The sequence below is a fragment of the Shewanella sp. N2AIL genome (assembly GCF_022690845.1).
GTDB lineage: Bacteria > Pseudomonadota > Gammaproteobacteria > Enterobacterales > Shewanellaceae > Shewanella > Shewanella baltica.
Genome location: NZ_JALBYT010000026.1, coordinates 34691 through 46705 on the forward strand (window position 1 = coordinate 34691; position 12015 = coordinate 46705).

Sequence of the window (12015 nt, forward strand, 5' to 3'; positions counted from 1 at the left end):
TTACCCTTTCTACATCCGCTAATACGCGTCATTTCTCTTGAGCTTATGAGTCACTTTTATTGAATTTAAACGACTCACCGCATTGGGATAATTTAAGCATATCTTAATTACTTCGTTCGATGGAACTCGTCGGGATGAAGACTAACTGATGAGACCAGTGGATGTGGCTGCGAGTGATCTATCCGGCGAGCGTGCTGATATTAATGTTGCCAGCTGTGGTAAACGCCGATGAGGCTAATAAGTTATTGAATATGTGTAAGGCCTGCCATGGCGAGTCTGGCATGAGTCGTTTTGAGCATATTCCTAACATTGGATGGCAAAACTCGGATTACCTGTTGAAGCAGCTTCGAGCCTTTAAGGCGGGAAATCGCCAAGATCCCACTATTATGACTAAAGTCGCCCAATTGTTGAGTGAGGCTGATATGCAGCAGATGGCGGATTACTTTTACCTCGGAAAGGACAAATAACATGGATCTTAATCGTCGGATTTTTATTAAAGGAGCGGTAGCGACGTCTGTGTTATCAGCTTTACCCGTTAAGTGGGTATTTGCCGATCAGCTTCCCGCAGCCTTTACTCCTCTGGATATATCAGCATTAACATGGACTAAGGCTGAGGACTTGCCGAGTTACTTCAAAGTGTTAAACACTCATCCACTGAATGCGTTTCCACCGGAGCATAAACTTGCTCCTGCTGTGACGCCAGCAGATGCCTCATTTATCCGCTGGAATGGCATAGTGCCTGATTTTAAGGCACTTGATGCTAAGGCTTGGACTTTTAAAGTGGATGGCGAGTCCGTGGCTACTCCGAAAACCTACACAATCGATGAGCTCAAGCGCCGCTTTAAGCATTACACATTACAGTTACTGATTGAATGTGGTGGCAATAGCCGTTCAGGCTTCTTTCCTAGCACGAAAGGCAATCAATGGAATAATGCTGGGGTATTTTGCTCCGAGTGGACGGGTGTCTTAGTGAGTGACGTGCTTAAGGATTGCGGCATTAAAGCCGATGCTATTTACACGGGTCATCACGGTGTTGATCGGCATTTGAGCGGTAAAGGTGAGGCGATTTCACGCGGTGTGCCAATAAAGGCGGCGCTCGAAGAGCTTGGACTCATTGCATGGTCGATGAACGGTGAGGACATTCCTTATCTACATGGATATCCCTTGCGTATTGTTTTTGGTGGCCGGCCGGGATCCGTTTCGCAAAAAGCCGCGACGGGGATCAGTGTGCGCAATAAAGTGCATGATGGACATAAAATGGAAGCGCCAGCATATCAACTCCCTAAGTATCCCATAGCGCCAGGTGAGTCCGTTGACAATAAGGACTACCGAATCATTGAAGAAATGATAGTGAAGTCCTTGATTACCGAGCCTCAATCGGGAACCGAATTAGCTGTGGGCCAGAAGGTAGCCATCGCAGGCCATGCTTGGGCGGGATTGCGGGAAGTCGTTAAAGTGGAAGTGAGTTATGACTATGGAGCCCGCTGGTTTACCGCTGAGTTAGAAAAACCTAAAAACGTAGCGGCATGGCAGCAGTGGAAGATTGAATTGCAATTACCGTCGCAGGGATATTATGAAATCTGGGCAAAAGCGACTGATAACCAAGGAGATAGTCAGCCAGTAGTACAGCCACAATGGAATCCTAAGGGATATATGTTTAATGGTTGCCATCGTATTGTCGTCAGGGTGGTGTAATGAGAGTGCTGAACAAGCTATTTATTTTTCTTGGGCTAGTGGCATCCAGTATTTCGCTAGCCGCTGAGTATCCAGTGGACCCTAAATCGGGTTTGATCATGGCTCCTGGCTGGGAGTTAGTGAATTATCAGTGTAATGCTTGCCATACCAGCATGATAGTCGTGCAAAATCATGGCGATAAAGCCTTTTGGAAAGAGACTCTGCAGTGGATGGTAGACACTCAAGGCCTGTGGGACTTGTCGGATACTTGGGAGCCGACCTTGAGTTATCTAAGCACTTATTATGGTCAAGCTGAAATGGATATGGCGCTTTTTAGGCGTCATCCCTTAGAACCTAGCCTGCCGCCTTCGCTCGTTAATTCTGTCTCTAAGGAAACTGAATGAAAGCTCTTATCATAAGCTTGATTGCCTTATGTGGCTTATCTACAGAGGTCTTTGGAGAGGTTTATCAAGCAGATAGTGAACGTGGTCAGGCGTTGGCTACGGCTCAGTGTGAGTCGTGTCATGGTAATGCAGTGATCACTATGGCCAAGCAATTCCCAAACTTGAAGGGACAGAAATTTGCTTACCTCAATAAACAGCTCGTCGATTTTAAAGCTGGTTTACGACTCGATCCTTTGATGCAAGCACAGGTCAGCGCGTTAAGCTCTGAGCAATTACAAGATGTGGCACGATTTTATAGCCAGCAAGTTACACCGAACCTAAGTGCGAATTAGCATTATTGTGGGGGGACTATTTGAATGAAGTCGAATGCGGCTTGCTAGGAATGCGGGATGAGTTTTTTGGCCGCTATGATTAAGCGACTCGTTAACCTAGACTGCGTTGTAAGCGATAGAAGTAGTCATGCCATTCTGCTTGCGCCGTTGCGGCTTGTTCATCGTCGACTAATTCGAATGTTACTGTTTGCCCTGGGCGAGTTTGTGCGAGTTTCCACAGATCGGCTTCAATAATCACGGCTATTTGAGGATGACTGCTGGTGGTCTGCGCATCTGCAAGTAACACGAGTGGTTGCCCAGAAGCGGAGACTTGAACCACTCCGGGCGTGACTGTGTGTGATTGTACTGGGAATGGCTTCGCCAATGTTAACGTATCACCTTTGAGTATTGCACTCGCACGATCACTTTCAGCTGAAAGTTGCCACTGTGTTTGCCAGAATGTTTGCTGAGATTTCAACGAGAAGGCTTGAGTGTGCTTGGTCGCGAGTGCGCGAATATGCCCATCCCAACTTTTTTGAATTGCGCCAACTTGCCTTCTTAGTGGATGAGCTAAACCTAAGGTCAGGCGATCGCCCGCTTCTAATGCGCGGCCATGAAATCCACCGATACCTGAGGTTAAATCGGTAGCAGCAGAATTCATCACTAGCGGTACTTTAACGCCGCCATCAACGGCAATATAAGCACGCATGCCTTTATTTCCCCCTCTAAGACTGAGTTTTTGCCCTGCCTTAATGGAGTAACGCCAGCCGCAAACTATGGGCTTATTGTCTATACGAGCATCGAAATCGGCACCGGTTAAGGCAATCCAAGCGTCGCGTTTAAACAAAAAAATCGATTGGCCAAAGGTTAATTCCAATACGGGTGTATTGTCTGGGTTTGATAATAGGCGGTTTGCTAAACACAGGGCTGGTCTATCTAAGGCGCCAGCTTGGGTTACACCTAAATGTCGGTATCCCATGCGTCCGAGATCTTGAACTGTGGTTAGTGCACCCGCTTTTATTACCTCGATCATCAAATATTCCGTCGTTAGCTGGCGAGTATGTCGTGAATGACTTAAAGGGAGACGAAATACGTATCACTTTATGAAGGGTGGACATATTGTCAGCTAAATGATGCCGGAATGTAAGTTTTTTGAGGTTTCAAGTTGTAACCAAGATTGTCTTTATAAAGGCAGCAATAGCGGGATTTTAGACGTCAGAAATGAATTGAATATGTTACACTTAAGCAAGCCATTAGCATGTCTGCAACGTGTTTATGCATAGCTTAAGAGGATAAAAATGGATTTATGATGGGCAATATTTAGCTGACGTTTTAACAATTATTTATAATCACAGGTTGATGCTTCTTGATTAAATCACTTTTTAATAAGCTCTTTAATATTCGCGATACAGCGACGGTTGAGAGGCCCAAAAGTTTTTCAACCACTGACTTAGGTAAGTCGCTTGAACCTGCGCGAAAGCCAGCTAAACCTCTCGAAGACATTAGTGTGGTATCAGTGGATTTAGCCGCACTCTTTTATAGTTTGTTGTTTCCGACACGGGTTAAGGACACTGGCGGTGTAGCTAATAATCTTGAACGCCGAGTCATGACGGAGATAGAGCAGGCCTTGGCATCGCCACAAGTGATCGCCGAAAAAGTGCTAAAGCTGCCGTCAAAGGTATTGGAGCTAGATCGTAAGCTGGCCGATCCTCAGTTTGATATTAAGGATCTATTAGCGCTTATTGAGCGAGATCCTTTACTGAGTATTGAGGTACTTAAGCTATGTAATTCCCCTGCGTTTAAACGTAGCGATAGGGATATCACCAGTTTGCAGCAGGCTTTGGTACAGCTTGGTCGTGAACAGTTGAGAAAGTTTGTTACCACTTGTCTAGTGCGTGAAATGTTGGATATTAAGCCAATTTATTTTCGTCGTTTTGGGGCTGAAATTTGGCGCCATTCGATGCAGGTTGCCTTTCTCGCCAGTGAGTTAAGCGATGAAGATCAAGATACGGCTTTTTTATTGGGTTTACTGCATGATGTCGGCAAGCTAGCCATTTTCAAAATGCTACTCGATGCGTTTGTGCAGGCGGAGCCTGGAGAACAGCCTAATTCTGGGTTATTTAGACAAGTGATGACGACGAAATCGTTAACCTTAAGTTCATTGCTCGCTAAGTATTGGCAGCTACCCAATACCTTTGAAACAGAATTAGACAAGCTCGCCAGTGTGAACTCGCGCCCTCAAGCTGGGCTCGCCGCGGTGGTATGGCGGGCGAATGTGATCAGCGAGATTTCTATGCTGCATCAAGCAGGGCAATTGTCTCCTGAAATATTGGCGAATTTACTGCAGCAAGTTAACTTAGATCAAACTCAATTTGATGGCTTACATCAAAAACTGACGCAGTTCTGATTGGGCAGCTTATGAAATCAGGACAATAAAAAACGCGCTATTTAGCGCGTTTTTTATAAAGCGATAATTTTAAAAGCTTTAGTATCATTATTGCAGTAGTGATATATCCGCGACGTGCAGGAACTGCTCGCGTAGATTATTCAACAATGCTAAACGATTGTTTTTCAACGCTTCATCATCTGCCATGACCATCACATCTTCGAAGAACTGATCCACACTTTCACGTAGGCCAGCCAACAAAGTTAAGGCTTGTTGGTAATCAGCATTGGCAAACAAAGGCGCCAACTGTGGTTGCAGCTCGTTCAACTTGGCCGCTAATGCTTGTTCTGCGGCTTCGGTTAACAGACTCGCATCGATCGTTGTCGGTAAAGCACCTTCAACCTTAGCCAGAATGTTCGATACACGTTTGTTCGCTGCCGCAAGTGCGCTAGAAGCTTCTAGGCTTCTAAAGTGTGATACCGCATTGATACGGCTATCAAAATCAGCTGGGCGAGTTGGGCGACGTGCTAATACGGCGAGGATTACGTCAACATCGATACCTTTATCTTGGTACCAAGCACGGAAACGTGCCATTAAGAACTCAAGCACTTCATCGCTTGCATTCGCGTTGCTTAAGTTAGTGCCATGGAGTTCTTGTGCCTTAGCAATTAGGGTCACTAAGTCCAGTGGCAACTTGTTCTCAACGATAATGCGTAGCACTCCGATAGCGGCGCGGCGCAGTGCGAATGGGTCGGCAGCGCCCTTAGGTGCCTGACCGATACCGAAGATACCCACTAAGGTGTCGAGTTTATCCGCTAAAGCTACTGCGCAAGATACCGCAGCAGTCGGAACCGTATCGCCAGAGAATTTTGGCTTGTATTGCTCTTCCATGGCCAAGGCTACGGCTTCAGTTTCACCGTCTAGACGGGCGTAATGCATGCCCATAGTGCCTTGAGTATCGGTAAACTCCATCACCATATTGGTCATTAAGTCTGTTTTAGACAATAAACCAGCACGGGCGGCATCAACGGCGTTAGCGCCAGTTTGCTCGGCAATAAAAGCGGCTAGGGCAGAGATACGGGTGACTTTGTCTTTTAAGGTACCAAGTTGTTGTTGGAACAAGACGGTCTCAAGACTTGGTAAACGGGATTCCAGCGTGTGTTTTTTGTCGGTATTGAAGAAGAACTCGGCATCGGCCAAGCGTGGACGAACCACTTTCTCGTTACCCGCAATGATTTGCGCCGGATCTTTTGATTCGATGTTCGCGACAAAGATGAAGTTTGGCAGTAACTTACCGGCATCATCGAATACTGGGAAGTATTTCTGATCGCCCTTCATCGTATAAACCAAGGCTTCTGAAGGTACGTTTAAGAACTTCTCTTCAAAGCTTGCGGTTAATACGACTGGCCATTCAACCAAAGAGGTGACTTCTTCGAGCAGGTCATCTTCGATATCGGCTGTGCCACCAATCTTAGCGGCCGCTTTTTCGGCATCGGCTTTGATCAATGCTTTACGGCTTTCGTAATCAGCGATGACTTTGCCTTTTTCTTTCAGGTCGGCAAGGTAGTGATCAGCGTGCGCTAATTCAAACTGCTTGAGTCCCATAAAACGGTGACCGCGAACAGTGCGTGCCGATTTGATACCCAGCAATTCACCTTCAATCAACTCACTGCCTAACAACATAGTCGCGGTGTGCACAGGGCGAATAAATTGGGTTTTATTATTACCCCAACGCATTGGCTTAGGAATGGGCAATTTATCGAGTGCACGTTGAGCCATAGCAGCGATCAAACTTTTCGTTTCGACGCCTTCAACTTTAGCGTTATGGACTAACCATTCGCCTTTATCAGTGACTAAACGTTCGGCTTGTTCAACTGTAATACCATTACCACGTGCCCAACCTTCGGCGGCTTTAGTTGGCTTACCTTCAGCATCAAAGGCTGAGCTCACGGCAGGACCGCGTTTCTCAACCACTTTGTCGGCTTGTGCAAGCGCAAGTTCAGTGACGTTAATCGCCAGACGACGTGGCGCTGCGTACCAAACTGCTGAGCTAAATGCTAAATCGGCTTTGGTGAGTTCTTCGGTAAAGTTAGCTAAAAAGGATTCAGCCAGTTTACGCAGTGACTTAGGTGGTAACTCTTCTGTGCCTAACTCTATGAGTAAGTTTTCAAAATTCATGTTTTTACCTCTACTTACACATTGGGAAGCCAAGCGCTTCGCGTGCCTGATAATAGGATTCAGCAACGGCTTTAGCCATTGTACGAACGCGCAGGATATAACGCTGACGTTCAGTCACTGAAATGGCGTGGCGTGCATCGAGCAGGTTGAAAGCATGCGAGGCTTTCATCACTTGCTCATAGGCTGGCAGAGGTAATGGTTTTTCAAGCGACAATAAGTGCTGACACATCTTTTCGCATTGATCGAACAGGGCAAACATAAAGTCTACGTCTGCGTGCTCAAAGTTATAGGTCGATTGCTCAACTTCGTTTTGGTGGAACACATCGCCGTAGGTGATGCGACCCATTGGGCCATCGGTCCATACGAGGTCGTATACGCTATCCACACCTTGGATATACATGGCGAGACGCTCTAAACCGTAGGTGATCTCACCCGTGACAGGGCTACACTCTAAGCCGCCGACCTGTTGGAAGTAAGTAAACTGAGTCACTTCCATGCCGTTTAACCAGACTTCCCAACCCAGACCCCAAGCGCCGAGCGTTGGTGATTCCCAGTTGTCTTCCACAAAACGGATATCATGGATTTGTGTATCAATACCAAGGGCTTGCAGAGAACCTAAATAGAGTTCTTGGATATTATCCGGTGACGGTTTTAACACGACTTGGAATTGGTAGTAGTGCTGCAGACGGTTTGGGTTTTCACCGTAACGGCCGTCGGTAGGGCGGCGCGATGGCTGCACATAGGCACTGCTCATTGGCTCAGGCCCTAGAGAGCGTAGGAAAGTTTGTGGGTGGAATGTACCCGCACCGACTTCCATATCTAAAGGTTGAACGATTGCACAGCCTTGCTGCGCCCAATATTCCTGTAGGGTTAGAATGAAACCCTGAAATGTTTTTACGTCGTGTTTCGTCGTCATGTCTACTTGTCTACTGCCGTCAGCTTTAATAGAAAATGGTTTCGATTATACCTTGTAGATCTCTGCTTATGTAGGTTATTTTTTACCTTCTTCGTTAAAACGTTAAGGTAGATAGGCCATGGAAGAAATCCGCTGTAATTGGGTCAGTGATGATCCCTTGTATCGTGAGTACCACGATAAGGTGTGGGGGCGCCCAGTTTATGATTCGAAGGAGTTATTTGCCAAGCTCTGTTTAGATGGCCAACAAGCTGGGTTGTCTTGGATTACTATCTTAAAGAAACAACAAAATTACGAACAAGCCTTTGTGGATTTTGAGCCCGCAGTGATTGCAACTTTCGACGATGCTAAGGTAGAGGAGTTGATGAACAATCCAGGTATTGTTCGTAATCGCCTTAAGATCCATTCGATTATTCGTAATGCAAAGGGCTACTTAGCTTACACTGCGGATGGCAAAGATTTTGCTGAATTTCTTTGGAGCTTTGTTGGTGGTAAGCCTATGGTGAATAAGTTTACTTCTATGTCGCAGGTGCCTGCACAGACCCCTGAGTCTGAGGCCATGTCCAAGGCGTTAAAAAAGCTCGGCTTTAACTTTGTTGGCCCAACGATTTGTTATGCTTTTATGCAGGCAGTGGGAATGGTGAACGATCATCTAGTTGATTGCATCGCCTATGATGCTTGCTGTGGTGGCAAATAAGTCACTTATCTTATTGAGCTAACATCCAAAATAAAAAGGCATGTTCCACGTGGAACATGCCTTTTGTTATTTCTACTTGCTGAGATTAGATTTTCTCGAAGAAGAAAGGTTTACGCTGTTGTTTGTTGCCATTGAGCTGGTTCATCGACTCAGCGTCAAACAACTTACCATTGACCATGGTGTAAGTGACTTTATCTGTAACTCGAATATCCGTTAATGGGTCGCCATCGATTACGATTAAGTCCGCAAGCTTACCTGTCTTAATCGAGCCAAGTTGATGCTCCAGACCGAAGGTAGTGGCTGGGTTGATGGTCGCTGTTTTGAGTACATCCATATTGCTCATACCGCCTTGGGCGAACATCCACATTTCCCAATGTGCTGCTAACCCTTCACGCTGACCGTGGGCGCCAATATTGGAATGCACACCTAGCTTATTGAACTCATTAGCCACTTTCGCAACATTAAAATGGTTATAGTGACTGTCTGGGGCATGGGGCCGACGCATTGAGCGAGCCTGCAAGATGTCGCTTGGAACATACATCGACAGGCGTGGATGTGCCCACACATCGGTCTTATCATACCAATAGTTTTCACCCGAGATACCGCCGTAGGCAACGACTAAGGTTGGAGTGTAACCGACCTTAGTTTGGCTCCAGAACTGTTTAATATCATTATAAATATTTGCTACGGGTAACGAGTGCTCAACGGTGGTATGGCCATCGGCAACCATGGTCAGGTTATGTTGTAGCAAGCTGCCACCCTCTGGCACGACCATCATTTCGAGTTCGCGAGCTGCGGCGATAACCTGCTGTCTTTGATTACGACGCGGTTGGTTGTAGCTCTTAACGCTAAAGGCGCCAACTTTTTTGAGTCGCTCTAAATGAAATTTTGCATCATCGAGTGAGTCGATATGCGATGTGTAGCCGGGAGCATTGGCGCCATAAAGAATTGTTCCTGTGGAGAAAATCCGCGGGCCAACGATGTTCCCCGCCTTTTGCTGTTCAGAGGCAGCAAATATCTCCGTGGTATCGTTCGACGGATCATGGATGGTTGTCACTCCTAGGGATAAGCTAGAGTAGAGTGCCCAGTTTTGTTGTGGCACGATTTCATCATCGGCCTGGGCGCCGTGGGCATGGGCATCAAACAAGCCAGGCATAATGGATTTGCCACTAATATCGATAACTTGCGCATCCTTTGGAATCACTGTATTCGCATCGCCAACGGCAACAATATGATTGTCTTTGACGATCACTACACCCTTATCTATGACTTGGTCATTTTCCATGGTGATCACTTTGCCGCCGACAAAGGCGACTGTTCCACGTGGAACATCGGCCTTTTCGGTAAAGCCCAAATTGATAATACTTGGCTGAGTCATTTCATCTTTATTGAGATATCGAGTATCAACCTTGGCTTGATAAAGTTCAGGGCCAAGCGTCCAATACAGTTGGTTGCTTTTACTGTTCCAACTAATACTTTCACCGGCGCGGATACTCAATTGGCTAACGGGTAGATTGTTGGCATTGGGTCCAATCTCTACAGTTTCGCCGTGTTTAGCAAAAGGAGTCACCCAAACCTTAAAGCGTTCGGCAAAGGCGAGTTGCTCACCATCGGGTGAAACCCTAAATTCAGTCGCATGCTTACTGCTGTAATGAACTCGCTTATCGAAGCCATCTAAGTTGATAGATGATAACTGTGGTGTTTCATCTTCGCTGCTATTCATAAAAAAGACGCGATCGGTATTGGCACCAAATTGAGCTTGGTAGCCATCGGCACTGATCTTGATATTTTGTTTGCCTTTGATATCGACTTTATAGAGTCCTGGTTCTTGCGACCAAGTTCTAGGTGTGAGATTGCCACCTTGGGTTTTACGATACACCACGAGTTCACCATCGGGTGAAAAGGTGGGCTCAACGTATTTTCCTGGCTCAGATGTTAGCTGCTTAGGTTTGCCACCTTTGGCACTAATGACTTGCACTGTTCCTTGGTCTTGGTCATTCCAAGTGGTGAAAACAATATTTTTGCCATCGCGAGACCATTGGGGATACAGTTCTTCAATCCCATTATTGAGTTCAGTTAAGCGCGACATTTTTCCATCGGGTAATGATTTTAACCAAATCTTCCCTAGTGCTTCGAAGGCGACTTTACTGCCATCGGGAGAGACCTGCGCCATACGAAGCATTTTTACATCGAAAACATCTTTATCTATATCTTGCTTAAAGCGCACTGAGGGTTGTACTGCTAACTCAGTTTTTACGCTAAAGGGGATATCTGTGAGTGTTTTGCTGGCAACATTCAGGCGGTTAATCTTTCCCTTCGCCCAGAAGAAAATATCCTTGTTATCTTGAGTCCAGGCCATAGTCGGGTAGACGCCATGAATCGCCCAAGTCTCTTGCATATCACGGTCTAGTTCGCCAAACAGTTTAGTGGTTTCACCAGACTTGAGGTCGAGCAGGTAGAGTGATGAATTAAAATCATCGCGCTTTATATAGGCGAGCTTAGTGCCATCAGGACTTGGTGTTGGTCGAATTGCGCCACCGGTACCTTCAATCAAAATTTCAATGTCACCGGTTTGGGTATCATAACGTTTGATTTTGTAGATACCGTTAACTGAGTCCTTTGAATAGTGGAATGTTTTGCCTGGCGTATCATCTTGGCTAAAGTAGATATAACGGCCATCGGGCGAGTACGCGGGTTCGCCTAAATCTTTCTGATCATTTGGGCGTTCAGTTAGTTTGATGCCTTCGCCGCCAGCTACGTGGTATAGCCACACTTCACCCGCACCTAAACTGCGGCTGGCGGTAAAATGCTTACGTGCAACAAGATACTGAGAGTCAGGGCTCCAAGCGGGACTGTTTAGCAGCCTGAATGTTTCTTGGGTGACAGTTCGTGGATTGCTGCCATCGGCATCCATGATCCAAATGTTGTCGCCGCCATCGCCATCCGAGGTAAATGCGATGTGTTTGCCATCTGGGCTATAGACGGGCTGCATCTGCCAAGCAATGCCTTGGGCTAATGGCTTAGCTTCACCGCCGGTTACTGGGATTTGGTAAATGTCGCCGAGTAAGTCGAAGACGATATGCTTGCCATCTGGACTGACACTAAGGTTCATCCAAGTGCCTTCATTAACATCAATTTTGACTTGCTCTAAGGGAGCATTTGCTGGAGCGTTAACATTCCATTCGGCCTCCTTCGTTTCTGCTGCGTTAACGGCGAGGGTATTCATACCTAGAGCGAGGGCGATATAAAGCGGGGTAAGTTTAGATTTCAACATGTCACTTCCTGTTATCGTTCTTATGGACTGCTTGAGTTGTATTAATTTTAAGATGAACTTTTGTTAATACTCAGTCTAGTTATCGCATAAATAGATAAGAAGGAAAACGTAAATACTGTTTCAATTGATGACCGGGCGAGGGATAAGTATGGCTATATGGATAAGAGAGTTGGTATAG

The 12015-nt window shown here is 46.2% G+C and carries 10 protein-coding genes; 6 read left to right on the forward strand and 4 right to left on the reverse strand.

The window, feature by feature from the left end; all coding sequences use genetic code 11:
• Window positions 1-161 precede the first annotated feature (161 nt).
• The 4 genes from MO387_RS15125 to MO387_RS15140 are packed head-to-tail and all read left to right on the forward strand — an operon-like array spanning window position 162 to window position 2410.
• Window positions 162-467 (forward strand): cytochrome C, encoded by a 306-nt coding sequence (locus MO387_RS15125; RefSeq protein WP_107946134.1) that lies wholly within the window; start codon window positions 162-164, stop codon window positions 465-467.
• A gap of 1 nt (window position 468) precedes the next feature.
• Window positions 469-1695, forward strand: coding sequence for a sulfite oxidase (locus MO387_RS15130; RefSeq protein ID WP_107946135.1), 1227 nt, complete (start codon window positions 469-471; stop codon window positions 1693-1695).
• Window positions 1695-2078 carry a cytochrome C gene (locus tag MO387_RS15135; protein ID WP_107946136.1) on the forward strand — a complete coding sequence of 128 codons (384 nt, stop codon included), beginning with the start codon at window positions 1695-1697 and terminating at the stop codon, window positions 2076-2078. Before MO387_RS15130 ends, MO387_RS15135 begins: the two co-directional genes overlap by 1 nt.
• Complete coding sequence (locus MO387_RS15140; RefSeq protein WP_107946137.1) at window positions 2075-2410, forward strand: c-type cytochrome; 336 nt, start codon at window positions 2075-2077, stop codon at window positions 2408-2410. Before MO387_RS15135 ends, MO387_RS15140 begins: the two co-directional genes overlap by 4 nt.
• Before the next feature lie 91 nt (window positions 2411-2501).
• Here MO387_RS15140 and MO387_RS15145 read toward each other — a convergent pair whose 3' ends face one another.
• Complete coding sequence (locus tag MO387_RS15145) at window positions 2502-3422, reverse strand: biotin-dependent carboxyltransferase family protein (protein ID WP_107946138.1); 921 nt, start codon at window positions 3420-3422, stop codon at window positions 2502-2504.
• Between the two features lie 333 nt (window positions 3423-3755).
• On the opposite strand from MO387_RS15145, the gene MO387_RS15150 reads away from it, so the two are divergent.
• A complete protein-coding gene (locus MO387_RS15150; protein WP_107946139.1) occupies window positions 3756-4796 on the forward strand; it encodes an HDOD domain-containing protein in 1041 nt (346 codons plus the stop codon).
• An 87-nt stretch (window positions 4797-4883) separates the two neighbouring features.
• On the opposite strand, the gene glyS is transcribed toward MO387_RS15150, so the two are convergent.
• Together glyS and glyQ are read right to left on the reverse strand one after the other, a co-directional pair.
• On the reverse strand, window positions 4884-6953 hold the full coding sequence (glyS, locus tag MO387_RS15155) for a glycine--tRNA ligase subunit beta (protein WP_107946140.1): 2070 nt from the start codon (window positions 6951-6953) through the stop codon (window positions 4884-4886).
• Window positions 6954-6963: 10 nt separating this feature from the next.
• Window positions 6964-7869, reverse strand: a complete 906-nt coding sequence (gene glyQ / locus MO387_RS15160; RefSeq protein ID WP_011070431.1) for a glycine--tRNA ligase subunit alpha — start codon at window positions 7867-7869, stop codon at window positions 6964-6966.
• A 118-nt stretch (window positions 7870-7987) separates the two neighbouring features.
• Here glyQ and MO387_RS15165 point away from each other — a divergent pair, with 118 nt between their 5' ends.
• Window positions 7988-8563, forward strand: coding sequence for a DNA-3-methyladenine glycosylase I (locus tag MO387_RS15165; protein WP_107946141.1), 576 nt, complete (start codon window positions 7988-7990; stop codon window positions 8561-8563).
• An 85-nt stretch (window positions 8564-8648) separates the two neighbouring features.
• On the opposite strand, the gene MO387_RS15170 is transcribed toward MO387_RS15165, so the two are convergent.
• On the reverse strand, window positions 8649-11837 hold the full coding sequence (locus MO387_RS15170) for an amidohydrolase family protein (protein ID WP_107946142.1): 3189 nt from the start codon (window positions 11835-11837) through the stop codon (window positions 8649-8651).
• Between the last annotated feature and the right edge of the window lie 178 nt (window positions 11838-12015).

What these genes read in the sequence shown, in the direction of transcription:
- MO387_RS15125 (WP_107946134.1), top strand. Translation starts at nt 162, where the DNA reads ATGTGGCTGCGAGTGATCTATCCGGCGAGCGTGCTGATATTAATGTTG.
- MO387_RS15130 (WP_107946135.1), top strand. Translation starts at nt 469, where the DNA reads ATGGATCTTAATCGTCGGATTTTTATTAAAGGAGCGGTAGCGACGTCT.
- MO387_RS15135 (WP_107946136.1), top strand. Translation starts at nt 1,695, where the DNA reads ATGAGAGTGCTGAACAAGCTATTTATTTTTCTTGGGCTAGTGGCATCC.
- MO387_RS15140 (WP_107946137.1), top strand. Translation starts at nt 2,075, where the DNA reads ATGAAAGCTCTTATCATAAGCTTGATTGCCTTATGTGGCTTATCTACA.
- MO387_RS15145 (WP_107946138.1), bottom strand. Translation starts at nt 3,422, where the DNA reads ATGATCGAGGTAATAAAAGCGGGTGCACTAACCACAGTTCAAGATCTC.
- glyS (WP_107946140.1), bottom strand. Translation starts at nt 6,953, where the DNA reads ATGAATTTTGAAAACTTACTCATAGAGTTAGGCACAGAAGAGTTACCA.
- glyQ (WP_011070431.1), bottom strand. Translation starts at nt 7,869, where the DNA reads ATGACGACGAAACACGACGTAAAAACATTTCAGGGTTTCATTCTAACC.
- MO387_RS15165 (WP_107946141.1), top strand. Translation starts at nt 7,988, where the DNA reads ATGGAAGAAATCCGCTGTAATTGGGTCAGTGATGATCCCTTGTATCGT.
- MO387_RS15170 (WP_107946142.1), bottom strand. Translation starts at nt 11,837, where the DNA reads ATGTTGAAATCTAAACTTACCCCGCTTTATATCGCCCTCGCTCTAGGT.